This is a genomic window from Kitasatospora sp. SC0581, from assembly GCF_048159585.1.
In the GTDB taxonomy this organism is placed as follows: Bacteria; Actinomycetota; Actinomycetes; order Streptomycetales; family Streptomycetaceae; genus Kitasatospora.
The window spans coordinates 775,251-794,453 of record NZ_JBLRWA010000001.1 but is presented as its reverse complement, the minus strand read 5'-3'; the positions used below and the strand labels follow the sequence as shown (position 1 = coordinate 794,453).

The following is a 19,203-nucleotide window of genomic DNA, read 5'->3' as shown; positions in this document are numbered from 1 at the left end:
TCACCCCCTGCGCACCATCTTGGGTGCGTTGTGGCGGCTTTGGCCGAAGTTCGCCTCCGGCAGGTCTACGATCTCCCAACGTCGGACCGAACCAAGGCCGTTGACGATCTTTGGGGGGTGACATGGGCCTGCTCGGCGATGACCTGCCGTTCGCCCGTACCCTGAGCGCGCACGACCATGAGGCGTTTCTCGCACTCGGAGCCCCGAAGACCTACGCTCCCGGGCGGCACCTGGTCTCCGAGGGGGACCGCACCACCCACGTCCTCCTGGTGCTGGCCGGCTGGTCCATGGTCTACGTGGCCACCGACCGCGGGGCCACCCGGCTGGTCCTCGGCCTGCGCGGCCCGGGCGAACTGGTGGGCGAGCTGGCCGCGTTGGACGAGCGGCCGCGCAGCGCGACCGCACAGGCGCTCGGCACGGTCCAGGCGCTCGTGATCCCCGGCGACCGGTTCCGGCGGTTCCTGGCCGAGACCCCCCGGGTCGGCAGTCAGGTGATGTCCCAACTCGCCTCGCGACTCAGGGAGTCCGACCGCGAGCGTTCGGCCTTCGCCTCGCTCACCGTGGTCCAGCGCCTGGCCAGGCGCCTCGTCGAGCTCTCCGCCACCGGCGCCACCGCCCGGACGGCCGACTCCCGTGGCCCCTGCGGCGGTTCGACCGCCGTCGTGCACCTGGCGCAGGACGACCTCGCGGCCACCGTCGGCGCCACCCGCGAAGCGGTGGCCAAGGCCCTGAAACTGCTCCGCGACCAGAGACTGGTGCGCACCGGCACCCGGATGGTCGAGATCCTCGACCCCGCCCCGCTCCTGCTGCTCGCCCAGGGGCCGTACGGGCCGGGACCGGGGGGCCGTCCGAACACCTGAGACCCGAACGCCTGGGACCGGTGTGGAGGGACTCCGGCCCGCATGTAAAGCATCACAGACAACCCGGCATGCGGCGCCGGATTCTGGCGGCATGTCGAAGACAACCGCGGGGGTGACCGTGCTCGACCACGCAGTCGACGCCGTGTACAAGCTGGTGGTCAGCGTGGACGTCCGGAGGTCCGGCGCCTACGACGACGCCAGCAAGACCCGGATGCGCCGGCGGCTGTACGCCGTGATCGACCAGGCGTTCACCGAGGCCGCAGTGCCGGCCGGCGCCGTCCACCGGGAGGACCGGGGCGACGGCATCCTGGCGGCCCTCGGCCCCGGCATCGCGCCGGCCCGGATCCTCGGTGTCTGGGTCACCGAGGTGCATGAGCAACTACGTCAGCTGAACGCGGAGTTGGCGACGCGGCTGGGGCTGCGCATCGCCCTGCACGTCGGCCCGGTGACGCACGACGCCCAGGGCATCAGCGGCCACGCCGTCGACCTCGCCTGCCGGCTCGCCGACGCGGAGGCGGCCCGCCGGCTGCTCGACCGGGACCGGGCCGACCTGGTCGTGGTCGTCTCCGACTCGCTCTACCGCGAGGTGGTCTGCCACGGCGGCCGTTTCGTCGACCCAGAGGACTACGCCCCGGCCCGGCTGCGCCTCAAGGACGGCGCCACGCCGGCCTGGGTCCGGCTGCCCGGCCGGCCCCGGCCGGCACCGCTGCCGGACGACGGGGGGCCGGAGGAGCCCGGCTCCGACGGCCCGCCCGACAACCGGCCCGCCGGCCCGCCGGGCCCCGTGCCGGGCGGGGCGGACGACACCCTCGCGGCCCCGCACGCGCCGGGCGGGGTGTACGTGGGGGGTGATGCGTCGAACAACGAAGGCAACGTCTACCACGGGCCGGTGCACATCGGCCGCACCGTCAGGGGGACGTACCGTGCCTAAGCCGCTGAACGTCGTCAAGGCCCCCGAAGTGAGCCTGTGGAAGCCGCCGCTGGGCGACGACCGCCCCGAGGCCGGCTCCGACCCGAACGGCTCCGACGCCGGCCGTCCGCGGACTCCCGCCGACCAGGGCCCCGCCCCCGTCGGCGGGGGAGCGGGCGCGGGGGCGAATGCCGGGCCGGGCGCCGGAGCCGGCGTTCCGCAGCCGGAAGGCCACGTCGGGGACGGCCGCCGTCCGGACCCCGAGGAGCAGGAGCGCGCCGAACGCGAGCAGGCCGCCGGCCGGTTCCGCGAGCGCAGCCGCGACAGTCTGCTCGACGAGGAGGACGACGAGGGCGGGCCCGCCGCCGGCCTGGGGGCGACCTCCCGGGCCCACCGCGAGGCCCGCGGCTCCTACCGGGTGGCCGGCGACCACAACCTGTTCGACCGCACCGTCTTCCACCAGGCCCACATCGGCGACATCCACCTGCGGCTGGACAGCCGGCAGGCGGTCGGCGGGGTCGGCGGACCGGTCCCCGAGGCGGAGCTGCGGCGGGTCCGCCGGATCTACCGGGAGCCGGCGGGCTACGTCGAGCTCCAGCGGACGCTGCGCCGGCAGCGGGTCCTGGTGCTCGCCGGCGCCCCCGGCACCGGGCGGACCTGCACCGCGCTCGCCCTGCTCGACGAGCTGACGCAGCACCGGCCGTCCGCCGAGGGCGCCGCGCAGGACGCTCCGACGGACGGCCCCGCGGCCGGCGCCGTCGCGGAGCCGTCGTCCCGGGTCTCCCGGGTCTCCCCGGAGACCGCCGTACGGCAGCTGGCCGCCACCGTGTCCGACGACGCCCGGCGCGGGCACGGCTACCTGCTCGAACTCCCCTTCGTCCGCGGTGGCGTCGCCGAGCCCCCGGGCGAGTTCGAACTGGACGCCCTCGCCACGGCGCTCTCCGCCTCCGACTCCTTCGCCGTGCTGGTGGTGGCCGCCGGTCCGACGGCGACCCCGCTGCTGTCCGGCCGGTACGGCCTCATCTGCCCGCCGGCCCCCACGGAGGAACTGCTGCGGGCCAGGATCGCCGTCCACCTGGCCGACGGGGCCGCGGCCGCCGCGGAGTCCCCCGAGGACCTCGTCGCGCGGGCCGACGAGCTCGTCGACGACGCCGAACTGCGCTCCGCGGTCGGCCTGGAGGACCTCCGACCCGCCGAGGCCGAGCTGCTCGCCGACCTGACCGCCGCCCACGTGCTCGGCCGGCTGACCCTCGCGGAACTCCTCGCGGGCTGCGCCAGCCTGGCCCCGCAGCAGGCCCAGGAGTGGTTCGCGGGCGCGGACCGCGAGATCGCCGACCCGGTCGATTCCCCCGGCCCGTCCACCCGCCGGGCCTCCGGGCAGTCGGCCGCCGCCGTCCTGCACCCGACCGCCTCCCGGATCGCCCTGGCGGTCCTCAACGGTGCCGCCCACAGTGCGGTGGCCGAGGCCGCCCGCCTGCTGACCTGGGAGCTCGCGGTGGCCCGCGACCCCGGCAACACGCCCGCCCGCCCGCTGTTCTGCGACGACCCGGTCTCCGATCTCGCCTCCCTGCGCGCCGAGCTGACCGACGGCGAGGTGGAGACGGCGGGCATCCGGGCGCCGGCCCGGATCGTCCGCTACCGGGGCTCGGCCCTGTCCGGGGCAGTGCTCGCGGAGGTCTGGGACCGGCACCACCCGGCCCGCGAGCCGGTGGTCCGCTGGATGCGGCTGCTCGCCGACGACCCCCGGCCCGAGATCTGGGTGCGCGCCGCGCTCGCCTCCGGCGAGCTCTGCGCGCGCGACTTCGCCACCGGCTACGAGAAGCTGGTCCGGCCGATGGCGACCGCCCGCGCCGCCCGGCGCCGGGCCTTCGCCGCCACCGTGCTGGACCAGGCGGCCCGGCACGAGAGCCACCGGCCGGCCGTCCACGCCCTCGTCGGCGACTGGAGCAGGTCGCCCTCCGCGCACCTGCGCTGGACCGCCGCGCTGGTGCTCGGCTTCGGCCACGCCTCGCCCGTGGAGGCCGCGCTCGACGGCCTGGCCCGGATCGGCACCCACGAGGACGGTGACAAGGCGCCGATCGCCTCGCACGGCATCGTCCGGCTGCTCGCCGGCCCCGACGACCGGGCCGTGCTGCGCCGCCTCGCCGAATGGACCGCCGACAAGCGGGTGCCCTACCAGGACCTGGGCCTGCTGGCGGTCGTCCGGCTCGCGGTGACCACGGTCGGCGAGGTGTGGGACGGCGAGGCCTGGCCGGACCTGGGCCGGTACCTGGAGTGGCCGCTGCCGCTGGCCCTCGCGGCCACCCGCCCCGACCGCGCCGTCCCGCTGGCCGACCTGCTGTGGACGGCGCTGCGCACACCGCGCTCCTACGAGGCCGCCACCGACTGCCTGGAGTTCTGGCTGCGGACCGCCGTCGACGAGGACGGCCCGGACACCAGGGCCGGCCTGGCCGCACTGCTCCCGGCCCTGGTCGGCACCGACCGCGAACGGCGGCTCCTGGACTGGCTGTTGCGACGCATGATGAGCGACCCGGACGAGCCGCTGCCGACGGCGCGGGCCCGCGAGCTGTGGGACCTCGCCACCGGCGGCCGCCCTGACGGCGACCGGCGCGGCGGACCGGAGCGGCCCTCGGACCGCCGTGAGGACGGGCGGCCGGGCGAGGGCACCAGGGAAACGGAGGAACGACGATGACGGACGATCCACAGGCCGCCGGCCCACCGGCCCTCGCCAAGGCGGGCCGGCCCGAACGGCCGGCCGGACCGCTGCTGAAGGAGTACGGGAGCCCGGCCGAGTGCACCCGCAAGCCGAGCGCCGAGGTCGCCCTGGTGCACTTCTACCGCAACGGCGGCCACAGCGTGGTCACCGCGATGGGCACCGAGCACGTCGACCGCCCGCGCTTCGCCCGGCCGGTGACGATCTGCGAGGTGGCCCGGGGCACCCACCTCTGCCAGCTGTCCCTCCAGATCCCGGCGGTCGGCAGCGCCACCTTCTTCGAGGTGGAGGTGGACGTGCACTGGTCGGTCGTCGACTACCGCAAGGTGGTGGACGGCCAGGTCAGGAACGTCGCGGAGCGCCTGAAGGGGCCGCTGCTGGAGCGCCTGCGCGCGATCTGCTCCGGCTACCCCGTGACCGCCGCCGCCGAGGTCGACCGCGCGGCCAACTCCGCCTGCCGCACCGGGCAGTGGAACGACCTGGGCTACGACCTCGGGCTGCACGCGGACGTCTACGTGCGGGTCGCGGTGGACAGCACGACCATCCGGCACGCCGACGCGGACCGGAACTCCGCCTACGAGGACCGCACGACGGCCCGGGACTACGACCGCGAGGTGGCGGCGGAGCACCACCGCACCGGTTTGCTCCAGATCCGCATGCGCACCTTCCGGGCGATGCTGGACGGCGGTGAGTGGAACCAGATCTGCTTCATGCTCTCGGACAACCCGGACCAGGCGCGCGCCTTCATGGAGCTGCTGCGCCAGGAGTCCCGCGCGGACAAGCACGAGCTGCTGGAGCACACCCTGCGGCTGGTCGAGAAGGGCGTTATCCAGTCGGCCGAACTGGAGGCGCAGGTGCGGGAGTTGCTGGGCACGCCCGCGTATCGCATCGAGGGCTCCTTCGGCCGGCCGCCGATCCGGGAGCCGGCGGCGAGGCCCGAGCTCCCGGGGAGCGGCCACGGCGGCCGGGACGACCGCCGGGACGGCGGTCCGGCGTTCACCCCTATGTGGGTGCAGGCCGAACCCGCCCCCCGGGACCGGATCCCCGCGCAGGCTCCGCCCGCGCGCCGGCCCAGCGAGGCCTTCGACGACTGGGGCCGCACCGGTTCCGACACCGCACCGCAGGACCACGCCGCTTCCGAGGACGACCGCCGCAGGGACCGCCACGACGACCACGACGACGACCGGGACCGCCGCCCGTGGTCCCCCGGTGACAGGAGCTGACCGCTCATGACCGCTACCGGACCCGCCCCAGCACCCGCGCCCGCCCCCGAACCCGCCCCCGCGCCCGCCCCCGAACCCGCCCCCGAACCCGTCCCCTGCTCGGACGAGGCCCGCTTCGTCGCGGACCGCCTCCTGTGCGTCGTCCGCGAGGACATCGGACGGGCCGACACCAAGTCCTCGATCCTGCTCACCGCCGCCCTCGGCCTGCCCGCCCTGCTCCTGGACCGCAACTGGGCCGACGGCCGGCCCGGGACGCTCGCCGCCGTCCTGCTCGCGCTCGGCGGCGTGTTCTGGGCCGCCGGGGCGGTCGCGCTGGTCCGGGCGATCCTGCCCCGCACCGGAACCCTGCGCGACCACGACGGCGTGACCTTCTTCGGCGACCTGCTCACCTCCGAGGGCCGGCCCGCGCTCACCGAACAGATCGTCGCGGCCGGCCGGGACCCGCTCGACTGGCTGCTCGTCCAAGCCGTCGACGTCAGCACCATCCTGGCCGCCAAGTACCGCCGAATCCGCTGGGGCGTCGCCTGCCTGGCCCCCGGCTCGGTCCTCGCCACCGCCGGAATCCTGCTCACCTGAGCCGCCCGGCCCCGACCGCCCCACCTCGACCGCCCTACCTCGACCGCCAGACCCCGACCGCCTGCCACCGGCCGACGCCTGTCCGTCCGCCGACCGGTGGAACGCACCCCCGATCCAGAGGAGACGACGGTGCCACACCTGCTCTTCGCACGCCCTCCCGGGCGCGGCCCGACCGGCGCACGGGCTCGTGGACGCCGGCGTGCCACCGGCGGACTCGGGCGGGCCGCCGCCCTCACCGCGGCGTCCCTGCTGACCGTCGGCCTCCTGCCCGGCCCGGCCTCCGCCGAGCCGAGCCCCACGGCGGCCCCCACGACGGCCCCCGCGCCGACGAGTGCACCGCCGGCCGCCGTCGGCCCGGTCGACTACGCGATCGCCGTGGACGAGTCGGGCAGCCTCAAGCCCGCCGAGGTCGACCGCGAGCGGGCCGCCGCCGCGGGGATCGCCCTCGGCGAGGTCCACCCGAAGTCGACCGTCACCGTGCTCGGCTTCGCCAGCGCGGACAACGAGTCCCAGCACCCGGTGGACGAGGTCTGCCCGCCCACCGTCCTGGACGGCGCCGGCCGCGACCGGATCGGCAGGTGCATCAGCGGCCTGCGCAGCCGCAGGCCCGACGAGGGACAGGGCACCGACTTCCCGAACGCCGTCCTCCAAGGGGTCAGCCGGCTCGCCGCCGGGGCCGACCCGGCCACGCCCCGGGTCCTGTTCCTCCTCACCGACGGCAGGCTCGACGTCGGCGACAGCCCGGCCTACGGCGACCCGGCCCACCGCGCCGCCGCCGGCGAGGAGGCGCTGACCCGTGCCCTCGCCGCCGCTCAGGCCGCCCGGATCCAGGTCTGGCCGCTCGGCTTCGGCTCGGACATCGACCGGGCCGCCCTGGACCGGATGGCGGCCGCGGGCTTCCAGGGCGGTTGCGTCGACCTGCCCGACGCCCAGCCCCGGGCGACCGTGGTACCGGACGCCACCGCCGTCGCCGACGCGATGCGGACCGCCTTCGCCGCCGCCCACTGCCTGCGCGCCACCGCAGGCGGCACCGGCCACCCGCCGATCGACATCGAGGTGCGGATCTCCCCGCTCACCACCGTGGGCAGCATCGTCGTCGACAAGGGCGACCCCCTCGTCACCGCCACCTACGTCGACCCCGACGGCCGCGAGATCACCGGCACCACCACCGACCCGGTCTCGAAGTTCGAACTCTCGCCCCGCGACCAGACGGTCGAGTCGCTGCGCATCACCGACCCCAAGCCGGGCCAGTGGCGGGTCCACCTGGACGCCCCGGCGGACCACCGGGCGCAGCTGGCCACCGTCAACGTGCTGTGGCGCGGCGCGCTGCGCGGCTCCATCACCATGGCGCCGCCCTCGCCGCGGGCCGGTGAGCGGGCCGTGGTGACACTCAGGCTCCAGACCCGCCAGGGGGTGGAGGTGACGGATCCCCAGGACCTGAAGGACCTGCGGGTCAGCGCCGTCCTGAGCGGCGAGGGGTTCGCGCCCGTGCCGGTCAAGCTGGCCGACGACGGCTCCGCCCCGGACGGCAGGGCCGGCGACGGCGCGTTCAGCGGGACGGTGACCGTACCCGCCGCGGCGACCGGCCGGATCAAGGTCTCCGGCACCCTCGCCGCGTCCGGGCTGACGGCCGACGAGGACCGCTCGCAGGGCACCCTGGTGGCCCCGGCGGTGCCGCTGGTGACCGCAGCCCTCACCCTCGACGACGGCGCCGGGCGGCGGCTCCACCCCGGGGACGAGCTGGCCGGCAGCCTCGCCCTGCACAACGCGGACGGCGCCCCGCACACGCTGCGGCCGGCCCTCCGGGACACCGCCCCGGGCCTGCTGGCCGTGACCCCGGAGGAGATCACCCTGGCGCCCGGCGAGTCCCGCCGGGTGGACGTCGCGGTGACGGCGGCCCGGCCCGGCGCGTTCCACGGACTGCTCGACGGCGGCGACCTGCGGCTCGGCGGCAAGGTCACCGTGGTCGACACCACCGACCGGGACCGGGTCCTGGTCGACAGCCCCCTGTCGCTGACGATCACCCGGGCGCCGACCTTTTGGGAGACCTGGTGGTGGGCGCTGCTGCTGGGCGGCCTGGTGGCGGTGCTGGCCGTCCTGGCCGCGCTGGCCCTGCGCCTGCGGGCGCGGCTGGGCAAGGACCCGGCGGGGCTCAGGCTGCTCCTGCTGGACCCGGAGGGCCGCCAAGTCGCCGACATCGCCGCGGACTCCGGTACCAAGCGCTGGTACGCGTTCGACGTGCACGGCCTCGGCGGCCCCGACCCCCGGCTCGTCCGGCAGCCCGGCGGACCGTACCGGGTGCAGCGCAGCCTGGACGGCGGAGTGGTGCTGGAGCGGCGTGGGCAGGCGAGGGCCCGGATCCAGCCGGACCGGCCGGTGCCGCTCGCGGGCGGGCTCGCCGTGGGGATCCGGGACGAACGGCGCGGCAGGACCCGTCCCGCGGGGCGTCCCACACCACCCGACGCCGGCGCGCAGACCGTCGTCGACGACTACATCTGAGCTCCCCCGTCCCCGAGCACCCGTTCCACCACCCCTGACCCGTGCCGGTCGATACCCGAGCCGGCCGCGCCCGCGCGGCCGGATGAAGGCGGAACCCATGAAGATCTTCCAGCCGATGCTGTTCGTCGGCCTGGGCGGTACCGGCGGCCTCGTCGGCGCCGAACTGGAGCGGCGCCTGCGCGCCGAACTGTGCGGCCCCGACGGCACCGCGCTCACCCACATCGGCGGCATGGCGCCCCACCAGCTGCCGGACTGCCTGCAGTTCGTCTACGCCGACTTCAGCGAGGCGGACCTGGCCCACCTACCGCTCGCCACCGCCGATCCGGCGCTGCGTGCCGCGTACAGCCGCACCTCGCGCGCCACCCCCAACCTGCTGCCGAACTACGACAGTTCGCCCGACATCACCAAGATGTTGCGGGCCAGCCTCTCCGACGAGACGGCCTCCTGGCTGCCGCCGCGCGCCAACGAGCCCAGGGTCGTCCCGCTCAAGAACGGCGCCGGGCAGCTGCCGACGGTCGGCCGCGCCGGGTTGTTCGGCACCCTGCGCGACGGGCTGGACCCGGTGCTGGCCCCGCTGACCGACGCCATCGACGTGCTCGCGCGCGCCGGCGGTGTCCTGAGCCAGCTCGGCGGCGGCCAGGTGACCGGCTGCGACGTCTTCGTGGCGTTCTCGGTCGCCGGTGGCACCGGCGCCGGGATCTTCCTGGACTACCTGCACCTGATCAACCACGCCTTCCAGGAGAAGCGCCTCGACGGTGTCAAGATCCACCCGCTGGTGGTGATGCCCTCCGCGTTCCCGGCGGCGCGCGGGGGCGGCCGGGAGGCGGAGCTGAACTCCGCCCGTGCCCTGGTCGACCTGTTCCGGCTGGTGGACGAGCAGAACGCGCCGATCGAGGGGGCCGAACTCGGCGACCTCGACAAGGACCTGACGCTGCGGATCCGCTACCCGCACACCGCGCCGATCCGGCTGCGCAGCGGCATCCTGCCGACCGCCTTCCTGTTCAGCCGCACCGCCGGCATCCGCCAGGACGACCTGCGCCGCTCGATGGTCTCGCTGGTGATGTCGCTGATCGGCACCGAGCTCGGCGACGGCCGGGAGAACGGGCGGTCCCGGGCCGACGACGACTACCAGACCTTCGCCCAGAGCTTCATCAACCGCGGGGTGTCCCGGTCGATCGTGTCCGACGCCGGGATCGGCCGCAAGGGCGTCTCGACCAGCCTGGTCGCCTCGATGACCGCGCCCGTGGACGAGTTGGCGTCCCTGGTCTCGGGCCGCTTCCTGCGCGCCTCGGTCGAGCAGTTGAGCAGCGGCTCCCGCCGTACCCACCGGCCCGCCGAGGAGCTGGTGAAGCAGATGTTCGCGGACTCCGGTCTGGAGGAACTCCTGGAGCGCCGGGCGCTGGAGCTCCAGCCGTTCGCCTCGGAGCCGCGCGGTGGTTCGGCGATCGAGGCCGCGCTGATGGCCCGACAGGGCGACATGCAGCAGGCCCTCGCCGACCTGGCCCGCCGGGTGGCGCAGCGCACCGCGGACATGGCGCAGAACTTCGCGCCCCGGCGGGCGGTGGACAAACTGCTCGCCACCGTCGACCCGTTCACCGTCGAACGGATCGTCAAAGGGGTGCCGGAGGAGGCCAACGACCTCGCCCGCCTCGGCTTCCTCGGCCTGCTCGACAACCGCACCCGGCGCCCGGCCCTGCCCCCGGGCACCCCGGACCAGCCGCCGCCGGTGCCCCGGATCAGGCGCCGGGCCTACGGGCTCGCCCAGCCGCGCTGGGGGGACGAGGACGTCCAGACCGTGCTGCGCGAGCAGGACGCCTGGTACCGCTGGCGCGGCCGACAGATCTGGCACGACGGCTGGCGGGACCAGCAGCAGCGCTGGGAGCCGGCCGCCCGGGCCCTGGAGCGGGAGGTCACCCGCCTGGTCGAGGCCCTGCACCGGCACTCCGCGCAGGAGCCGAAGGCCTTCGCCGAGCAGTCCCGGGTGCTGTACGAGGACCGGACCGGCGTCTCCTACCTGCTGCCGCCGCAGCGCGACCTGCGGCACTTCTACGACGACCTGGTCGCCAGGCTCGCCACCAGCCAGGGCCTGGCCGACAGCGGGGACCAGGCCGCCCTGCTGCTGCGGCTGGTCGGGGGTGACGAGTGGCGCACGGCGCACGCCGCGAGCCGGCGCGACCCCGACGGCGCGGTCGGCGGGGTCAAGGCGATCGTGGAGGCCGGCGTCAAGCGGCTCTTCGCGGATGGCGGCGAGCAGTTGGAGGAGCGTCCGCTGCTGCCGTCCATGGGGGTCCTGCTGGCCGCGGCGGCGGGCAGCGCCGAGGCCGGCGACCAGGTCAGCAGGGAGGCCCTGGAACAGTTCGGCCGCAAGGTGGCCGGCCTGCTGCCGGCCGGCTTCGTGCCGGAGGGCACCGGGCCGCTCAAGGCGCTGGTGACCTACCCGAAGGTCGGGAACGTCGACGAGGCAGTGGACTACCTGCGCCGGGCGCTGCGGCTGCCCGGGGACGCGCGGGCGGAGTTCCGCGGCGTCGAGACGGAGTCGATCACGGTCGTGCTGTTCCGCAGCGAGATGAGCCTCACCGAGGTGCCCGAGGTCCGCAAGGTGCTGCGCCAGTGGGCCAAGGCGAGGGAGGGGGAGCAGGCCGAGGACGTCCTGCGCTGGCGCCAGCGCCTGGGCCACCGGGACGACTGGCTGGTGTCCACCGAGGCGGACCGCCGGCACGTGCTGCACCGGCTGCTCTGCCTGCTGTGGAACGGCCAGGTGGATGTGCTGGAGGGCTCCGAGGACTCGCCCCGGGTGATCCGGCTGCGGCTGCACCGCGAGCGCGGCACCGACGCGCCGGGTGTGCGGCTGCGCCTCGGCGCGCAGCACGACGGCGTCTCCAGCTGGGCCGAGCTGCTGCGCGCCTACGAGCGCTGGACCGTGCTGGACGACGAGCGGACGGTCTGGGACTACTGCGAGCAGCTGATGGAGGCCCGTCCGGTCGGGCTGACCCGGTCGGTCGGCCGTCCCGACCCGCTGTTCGTCCGGCTGGTCGAGCAGATCGCGCCGCAGCAGCTGCGCCTGCTCGCGTCCCGCCGGGAGTCGGGCGGGGAGCGCGTCGAGGGCTGGTTCCGCCCGCTGTGGGAGTTCTGGGCGGAGACCCTGCCGGAGGCGCTGAAGGCGGAGTTCCCCGACCACCGCGCCGTCGAGCCGAACCTGGGCCGGCTCCTGGAGGCGATCCAGCGCGGCGAGCTGTCGTCGCGTCCGGTCGAGGAGATCGAGGAGGTCGAGGACGACGGGCCCGCGCGGCTTTCGCGCGGCGAGGAGAACGACTGGGGCACCGTCCGTCCCGCCGACGGCGGTGGCCGGCGCGAGACCGGTCCGGACCGGGAGCGGGAGAGCGGGCCCGAACAGGACCGGCACCGGGCGCGGGAGCGGGACGGCAGGTGGGAGCGTGAGCCCGAACGGGGTCGGGCCTCGGAGCAGGACCGCGACCGCGACGATGAGCGCCGGGGTGCCCCCGACCACCGGCACGAGAACGGCGGGCCGTACCGCAAGCCCGCCGAGCCGTACGGCAAGCCGGCCGAGCCGCACCACGGGCCCGCCGAGCCGCCGTCCTGGTACTACGACGACCTCGACGGACAGGCCGGCGGCCGTGACGGAGGCGAATCGGCATGAGTGAGTCGATCCGTCCTCACGCCCCGGTCGTCCACCTCGACCTCCGCACGGCCGAACTCGCCGGCACCGACCCGGCCGACCTGCGGAACGCCGTCACCGCCCGGCTCCCCCGGCCGCGGCCGCACGACCACCGCTTCCTGGTCGTCGACACCCCCGCCGGCCTGGTCGGACACCGCACCAGGTACGAGCAGCTGATGGGGTACCCCGCGCCCGGCCGGGTGCGGGTGCTCTGCCTGCTGGTCGGCGACCTGACCGCCCATCCCCCCGAGGGCCACCCGGCCGAGCGCCGACTGGTCCGTCCCGACACCCTGCGCGGCCCCGAGGCCGGGCTGATCTGGGCCGGCGACCTCCACGCCGGCGACGGCCGGCCCGGGGCCGCCGCGCCCGACGACCCGCACGCGCTGGCCGTCCTGGTCGACCTGCTCGGACTCCCCGAGGTGTTCGACGAGACCCTGGACGTGCTGGGCGCGCTGCCCGAAGGGGTGGCCGCGCCCGGTCTGCGGGTGCTGGAGCACGGCCTGGCCCCGGAGGTCCGGAGCCAGGCGTGGAGCGAGGCGCTGCTGCGGTTCGCCGGCTCCCGCACCGCCGCCCCGGCCGGGGTGGCGGCCCACACCGGCGCCGACCTGCCGCCCGCCCTCTCCACGCTGGCCGTCGGCGCCGCCTCCGGCAGCCCCGGCCGGCGGGAGGAGGGCGGAGACGCCGCCCGGGCCCACGACGCGGCGGCCGAGGCCCTTGCCGACGCGGACGCCGGACTGCTGGCCTTCGGCAGGCCCGCCGGCCTGCTCACCGGCGCGGGCCGCGCCGAGCTGGAGTCGGCGCTCGGCCGCGCCCGGCAGGCACTGGACCGCTACCACGATGTGGTCGGACAGGTCCTGCGCAGCGACGGGGGGACGGCCGGTGCGCAGCCCGCCGCCGAGTCCGCGGCCCGGCTCGCCCGGCTCGGGGTGGCCGTGGCGCCCGCCGCCACCAGCGGCGAGCGGATCGGCGACAGCCTGCGCAGCCTCGCTCTGGGGCTGTTGCGCGACGGGCTGCCGCTGCGCGCGGTGGCGCAGCGCTTCGCCCAGCTCGCCGAACAGGTGCAGCCGTTGTCCAACACGCCGCTGCTCGCCGCCCTCGACGGGCTGCGCGCGGGCGGACCGGACGGCCGGCGCCCGGAGCCCGACCCGCCGGGGGCCGGCGTCCTCGCCCTCACGGCGCTGACCGGCGTCCTCGGCGGGCTGTGGAGCGGGGCGGCCCTGCCGGCCGCGCTGACCGTCCCCGTGCTGGTCCTGCTGGGCGTGCTGCTGGTCGCCCGCCGGTTGCCGGGCGGTTCGGCGCGGGCGGTGTACGCGTCGTGGTTCGGCGTGGCCGCGCTCGTCGGCGCCGCCGGGGGCGTTGCGGGCGCCTGGCTGACCGGTCTGCCGGTCTGGGCGGCCGCGCTCGCCCTGCTGCTCGCCCTCGGCTGCTGGGGCCGGCTGCTGCTGGGGCTGTGGCACGGCTACGCCCAGCGCTGGGGCCGGGAGCGCGGCGTCGTCCCGCTGCGGGGCGAACTCGACGGCCTGGACGCCCTGTTGACCCGCGCGCTGCGCGAGTTCTGGGCCGTCGAGGAGCGGCGCTACTGCGCGGACGCCGCGCTGGCCGTGGTCGGGGTGCTGCGGACGACGGCCGACACCGCGGAGGAGGAGGCGGCGCGCGGCCTCGCCGCCGACCGGCCCGAGGCGGCCGAGGGAGCCGAGAGTTCCGAGGAGGGGGCCGAGCTCTGGCTGTACGAGTCCGGTGAGGAAGGGCCCGAGTTCGACGAGCCGTCGTGGACGGAGGACTACGACTGGAACCTCGAACCGCCGCGGTCCGCAGGGGAGTTCGGCGCCGCGGGCGACGGCGGCTCCGACTTCGGGGCCGACTTCGAGGCCGACGGGTCCGGCGCCGGGGCGGACCCCGGGCCCACCGCGGTCGTGCCGCCCTGGCTGGAGCGCGGCGAGGCCAAGGGCGGCCCCGACCTCGTCACGGTGCTGACCGGCGATCTGACCGATGCCGCCCTGACCGCGCTGGAACCGTACTGGGGCGCGGTCGAGCGCGGCCACGTCGGCGACGCCGCCCAGGAACGGATCGCCCAGCGGGTCCGGGAGCTCCTCGGCGTGGCCCGCGACCACCTGCGGCACAACGACGTGCTCTCCGCCCCGCCCTTCGCCTCGCCGCACCGCGACCGCGGCGGGCCGGTCGGCCTGCTGGGCATCGACGCCCGACGGGCCGCCGACTCCACCGCCCTCGACCCCGACGGGCACACCGTGGTCCAGCTGAACGCGTCGGAGCAGCTCGACCTGCTCAGCCGCGATCCGTCGGCCGTCGCGCTGATCCGCTTCGGCCCGGAGGCGGCCCGCGACACCGTCGGACCCGACACGCCCTACGGTGACGGGCACTTCGGCGGCGCGCCGGGCCCGCGGGGGGAGCGGGAGGTGCTGACCGCGGCCGGCCGGTACGCGGGCCTGCTGCGGCTGACCGGCCTGAAACCCGGTGTCGTCAGGACCGTCCGGCAGTGGCACGACGAAGCACCGGAGAGCGAGGAGTACGAGTGGTGACCACCCCGGGGCCCGGTCCGCGGTCCGGCGAGCCCGCCCGCGCGAAACACGTCGAGCTGTCCTTCCTGACCCCCGACGGGCGGCGGAACCGGACCTGGGCCCGGTTCGGCCCCGACTCCGGCCCGCTCTCCCGCGGCCCGGTCCGGACCCGCAACACGCTGCTGAACAACACCGTCAAGTGCGTCCAGGTCCGGGCCGCCGGGACGGACGCGCCCGGCGGCGCCCAGGCGGCCTTCGCCTCCTGCGCGGCCATCGACGCCGAGACCGCGGTCGCGCTGCGGCTGCACCGCGCGCTCGGAGCCCCCGGCGCGAGCGGGCCGTTCCCGGTCCTGATCGGCTACGAGCTCGACGCGGCCGAGCCGTTCGCGCTCTACCGGCCGCCGCGCGGCCGGACCGTCGAGCGGATGCACGGGCTGCCCGGCGCCCAACTGCGCGTCATCGAACAGGAGCTGGTGGACGCCCTCGCCGTGCTGGCCGAGCTCGGCCTGGTCCACCACGGGATCGCCCCGGAGACGGTCCGCTGGGACGGCCGGCGGATCCAGCTCTGGGGCCTCGACGCGGTGACCCACACCGGCCGCCCCCGCACACCGCGCGGCGCCGCGCCGTACGCACCGCCGGAGGTGCGCGAAGGGGCCGGTCGCAGCGACCCCCGCGACGGCCTGTGGAGCGCCGCCCAGGTGATGTACAGCCTGGTCACCGGCCGGCCCGGCGCCCCGGACCGGCCGCCGCCCGACCTGGCCGACCACCGCTCGCTCGCGCACACCATGGGCTCCTCCTTCGCCCCGCGCGCCGCCGACCGCCCCACCCCGGCCGCCCTGCTCGCCCTGCTCGCCCCCGACCGGGCCCCCGCCGCCGACCGGCTGCCCGCCGACGGGCTCGCCGCGCACCGCGCCGGGTACGACCGGGCGCTGGCGTCGAAGCGCCCGGCCGGCGCGGTGGCGCCCGGCGAAGCGGTCGGCGAGGCCGTCGGCCACCCGGCCGGTGCTCCGACCGGCGAGGTGCTCTGCCCGTACTGCCTGGAGCCGATCCGCTACGACCCGACCGCCCTCCACACCCCCGACGCCGTCCAGGAGCTCCGCCCCTACAACCCGCACGCCCAGCCCAACCCGCGACTGCTCGCCGACGAACTGCGCGGCGCCTTCCAGCTCTGCCCGGGCAACGGCACCGTCCGGGAGCACCACATCCCCGTCCCCTACCTGACCAACGGCCGCCCGCTGACGGTGGCCATGATCGGGCAGTCCAACACCGGCAAGAGCCACCTGCTCACCCAGATGGTGGCCGAGATCGCCGACGACCGGCTGAAGCCTTACGGCATCAGCTGGCAGTCCGTCAACCCGCGCCAGCACGCCGGATTCCTGAACAGCCGGGTGGTGCCGCTGCGCGACGGCCGGGTGCTCGCCCACACCGCCGGCCTCGGCCAGGACGAGACCGCCCGGTTCGTCGAGTCCCTGCTGATCACCGACGCGTCCGGACGGACCAGGCCGCTCGCGTTCTTCGACCTCGCCGGCGAGGACCTGCTGCGCACGGACGCCCTGCTGCGGTTCCTGCTGGGCATCGACGCCCTGATCTTCGTCGTCGACCCCACGATCGCCATGCCGCTCGCCCAGCTCGACGAGGTCCGCACGACGCTCGACCAGCACGTCAACCGGGACGGCGACCCGGCCTTCGCCACCGTCCTGGACCGCGTCCCCCGCACCGGCCCCTACCTGACCGTCCCGTCCGCCGTGGTCGTCGCCAAGGCCGACCTGCTGCGGTCCGAACCCCCCGTCGACCGCTGGCTCGGCGAACCGGGCCACACCGCGCTGAGCCGCCGACGGCTCCACGAGGAGAGCCGCGACGTGTACGCACTGCTCGACCGCGATGCCGGAAAGGCCTGGCTGCGCCCCTTCGACACCGCTCTGCACTGCACCCTGCACGTGGCCTCGGCGACCGGAGGCCGGCAGGAGGACAGCCGCTACCCGCGCGGCGTCCGTGCCCAGCGGGTCCTGGAACCCCTGCTCTCGCTGTTCGCGATGCACGGCATCGTCGAACTCCCCGAGGGCCGACCCGTCGACGAGGTGGACCGATGAGTGCTCAGGGCCCCGGCTCCGACCGGGACGCCGTCGACCAGATCGTCTTCCGCTGGCAGGGCAACCAGGGCCGGCGCAGCGCCGGCCTGACCGCCGCCGCCTGGTCCTGCCCCGAGGAGGACGCCGAGGAGCTCGGCCAGGAGCTCGCCCCGTTCCTGCGGGTCGACGGCGCGCCGTGCCCCAGCGTGGTCCGCACCCGGCTGCGGGACGATCGCGCCGCCCTCGTCCAGCGCTGGCCCACGGCCGACCCGGGCGGGCGGCCCAACACGGCCGCCCACGTCCTGGTCGGGCCGACCGGCCTGCTCGGCCCCCGCACCTGCCTGGCCCTGCGCGACTGGACGTGGAGCGGGCAGGAGTTCGCCGAACAGGCCCACGGTGGGCAGCCCCGGCTCGCGATGGCGGACCTGGAGGCGACCGTGGTGCCGGCCTGGGCCGACACCCTGGCCCTCCTGCCGGACGTCCGTGACACGCTCACCGCCGCCACCGCCGCCCTGCTGCGCCACCCGCAGTGCCGCCTCTCGCTGCGCAGTGACGCCCTGCCGGGGTGGCCGGAGCAGAACCGGTCCGGCGTGGTCGTCGCGGGCCTTCTCCAGATCTTCGGGTTGTGGCTGGGCCGCCCCTGGACCTTCGCCACCCACGACATGACGGATCGCCACGATCTGCTGGCCACCTGGGTCTCCGACTGGTCGACCGACGGCGGCCGGCAGCGGGCGCGCTACCGCGTCGACCCGAGGCGGCCCGAGGACGACCGCGCGCACGAGCTCGCGGCCCGCCTGGTCGGCCGCTGCCTGGCCGCGGTCGAGCGCGGGCCCGGCGGCGCCGGCCTGCCGGAACTGAAGGACGGACTGCGGGACGGCGCGAGCCTGCCGGCGGAGGAGCGGCTGCGGAGGCTCGCGCGCGTCCTCGACGCGAACCGCCGCCCGGAGTCCCGCGATCCCGGCGAGGGGCCGGGGGACGACGGGGGGTCGGTGTACACGGAGCCCCGGCCGCCGTCCGCCGCACCGTCCTCACCTGAGCCACCCGCCCCTTCGCCCGCGTCCGGACGGTTGCAGGCGGTCCTGCGCAACCCCCGCCCCGACCCGGCCGAAGCCGAGGAACTGGACGGCTGGATCCGCCGGTTGACCGGCCGTGAGGCACTCCTGCTGCTCCGGGAGGAGGACCTCTCCTACCGGGCGACCACCGAGCTGCTCTGTCACCTGCACCGGGGCCGGGGGCACCGGAACGCCGAGGCGGCGGCCGCACTCTGCACGGAGGTCCTGCGCCAGCGGCTCTACCTCTTCCGCGAGGGGCCCGACCAGGGCGGTGGCTCCCGCGCCGACGACGGCGAACTCTCCCGGCGCTCCGTCTGGGTGTTCGCCTGGGCCGTCTCGCCGTACGTCCGGGAGGAGCGCCACGCCGCGGCGCTCGACCGCTGGCTCACGGGACTCCTCGTCTCCAGCTCCGCCCTGGAGACCGAACTGCTCCGCGGCCTGGTGCCCCCGCCGGGCGGGCCGTCCCCGGAGGGCCTCCCGCCCGACCTGCCGCCCGTGCTCTGGCAGCGGCTGCTCCACGGACTCCCACCGGTCGCGCCGGTGCGGGCGCACACGCCTCCGGCCCCGCCCCCGCCGAGCCCGCCGCCCCGGCCGGCCCCGCCGGAGGAGGCGGCCGTGGAAGGACCGGCCGAGGCCCCGGCCCTCCCGGTGCCGACCCGACCGGAGGACCCGCCCCCACCGCAACCCCCGCCGGCCCCGGCACCGGCGGGCCCGTCGCTCCTCCCCCCGCGCGGCCGGCGGCACCCCCGAAAGCCCGACCAGGGCGACGACAGGGACCTGATCGCCATCGTCCTCTTCTTCCTGCTGGCCGCGCTCGTGGCCATCGGCACGATCTGGATCGTCCGGAGCTGACGCGCCGGCCGCCCGCCGGCACCGGGTGGCCGGGTCTGCCACGAAGCGGAATCCGACATGTCGGATTCCGCTTCTGTTACTTCTGTGACTTGCGTGACTCTTGTGATGGATGTGAGTGCAGGGAATGGCGTGAACTGGTGGGTCAGGAAAGTGTTGCGTTTCCGTGACAGCCGCGCCTATGATCAACGGAAAGCTTCGATATTGATCGAACCCCGGGGGGGTGTTTGGACGGCGGGGGCCAGTCGGGTGTTCAACTG

General features: G+C 76.1%; 10 protein-coding genes. All 10 read left to right on the top strand.

What is annotated here, in order from left to right; genetic code table 11:
- Positions 1–122 precede the first annotated feature (122 nt).
- The 10 genes from ACLWS4_RS03015 to ACLWS4_RS02970 all read left to right on the top strand — a co-directional run bounded on the left by ACLWS4_RS03015 (position 123) and on the right by ACLWS4_RS02970 (position 18,946).
- Positions 123–860, top strand: a complete 738-nt coding sequence (locus ACLWS4_RS03015) for a Crp/Fnr family transcriptional regulator (protein WP_074004765.1) — start codon at positions 123–125, stop codon at positions 858–860.
- Between the two features lie 91 nt (positions 861–951).
- Entirely contained in the window at positions 952–1,791 is an 840-nt protein-coding gene (locus ACLWS4_RS03010) for a hypothetical protein (RefSeq protein ID WP_416873274.1), read from the top strand.
- Complete coding sequence (locus ACLWS4_RS03005) at positions 1,784–4,462, top strand: hypothetical protein (RefSeq protein WP_198959455.1); 2,679 nt, start codon at positions 1,784–1,786, stop codon at positions 4,460–4,462. The genes ACLWS4_RS03010 and ACLWS4_RS03005 overlap by 8 nt, the downstream gene beginning before the upstream one ends.
- Positions 4,459–5,706 carry a hypothetical protein gene (locus ACLWS4_RS03000; protein ID WP_074004768.1) on the top strand — a complete coding sequence of 416 codons (1,248 nt, stop codon included), beginning with the start codon at positions 4,459–4,461 and terminating at the stop codon, positions 5,704–5,706. The genes ACLWS4_RS03005 and ACLWS4_RS03000 overlap by 4 nt, the downstream gene beginning before the upstream one ends.
- A gap of 6 nt (positions 5,707–5,712) precedes the next feature.
- Positions 5,713–6,282, top strand: a complete 570-nt coding sequence (locus tag ACLWS4_RS02995; protein ID WP_416873273.1) for a Pycsar system effector family protein — start codon at positions 5,713–5,715, stop codon at positions 6,280–6,282.
- A gap of 129 nt (positions 6,283–6,411) precedes the next feature.
- On the top strand, positions 6,412–8,781 hold the full coding sequence (locus ACLWS4_RS02990; protein WP_416873272.1) for a choice-of-anchor X domain-containing protein: 2,370 nt from the start codon (positions 6,412–6,414) through the stop codon (positions 8,779–8,781).
- A gap of 97 nt (positions 8,782–8,878) precedes the next feature.
- Positions 8,879–12,439 (top strand): tubulin-like doman-containing protein, encoded by a 3,561-nt coding sequence (locus tag ACLWS4_RS02985; RefSeq protein ID WP_416873271.1) that lies wholly within the window; start codon positions 8,879–8,881, stop codon positions 12,437–12,439.
- Positions 12,436–14,994 carry a hypothetical protein gene (locus tag ACLWS4_RS02980; RefSeq protein WP_416873270.1) on the top strand — a complete coding sequence of 853 codons (2,559 nt, stop codon included), beginning with the start codon at positions 12,436–12,438 and terminating at the stop codon, positions 14,992–14,994. The genes ACLWS4_RS02985 and ACLWS4_RS02980 overlap by 4 nt, the downstream gene beginning before the upstream one ends.
- Positions 14,991–17,063: a hypothetical protein gene (locus tag ACLWS4_RS02975; RefSeq protein WP_416873269.1), complete on the top strand. Its 2,073-nt coding sequence runs from the start codon at positions 14,991–14,993 to the stop codon at positions 17,061–17,063. The genes ACLWS4_RS02980 and ACLWS4_RS02975 overlap by 4 nt, the downstream gene beginning before the upstream one ends.
- Positions 17,060–18,946 (top strand): hypothetical protein, encoded by a 1,887-nt coding sequence (locus ACLWS4_RS02970; RefSeq protein WP_416873268.1) that lies wholly within the window; start codon positions 17,060–17,062, stop codon positions 18,944–18,946. Before ACLWS4_RS02975 ends, ACLWS4_RS02970 begins: the two co-directional genes overlap by 4 nt.
- The last annotated feature ends 257 nt before the right edge of the window (positions 18,947–19,203 follow it).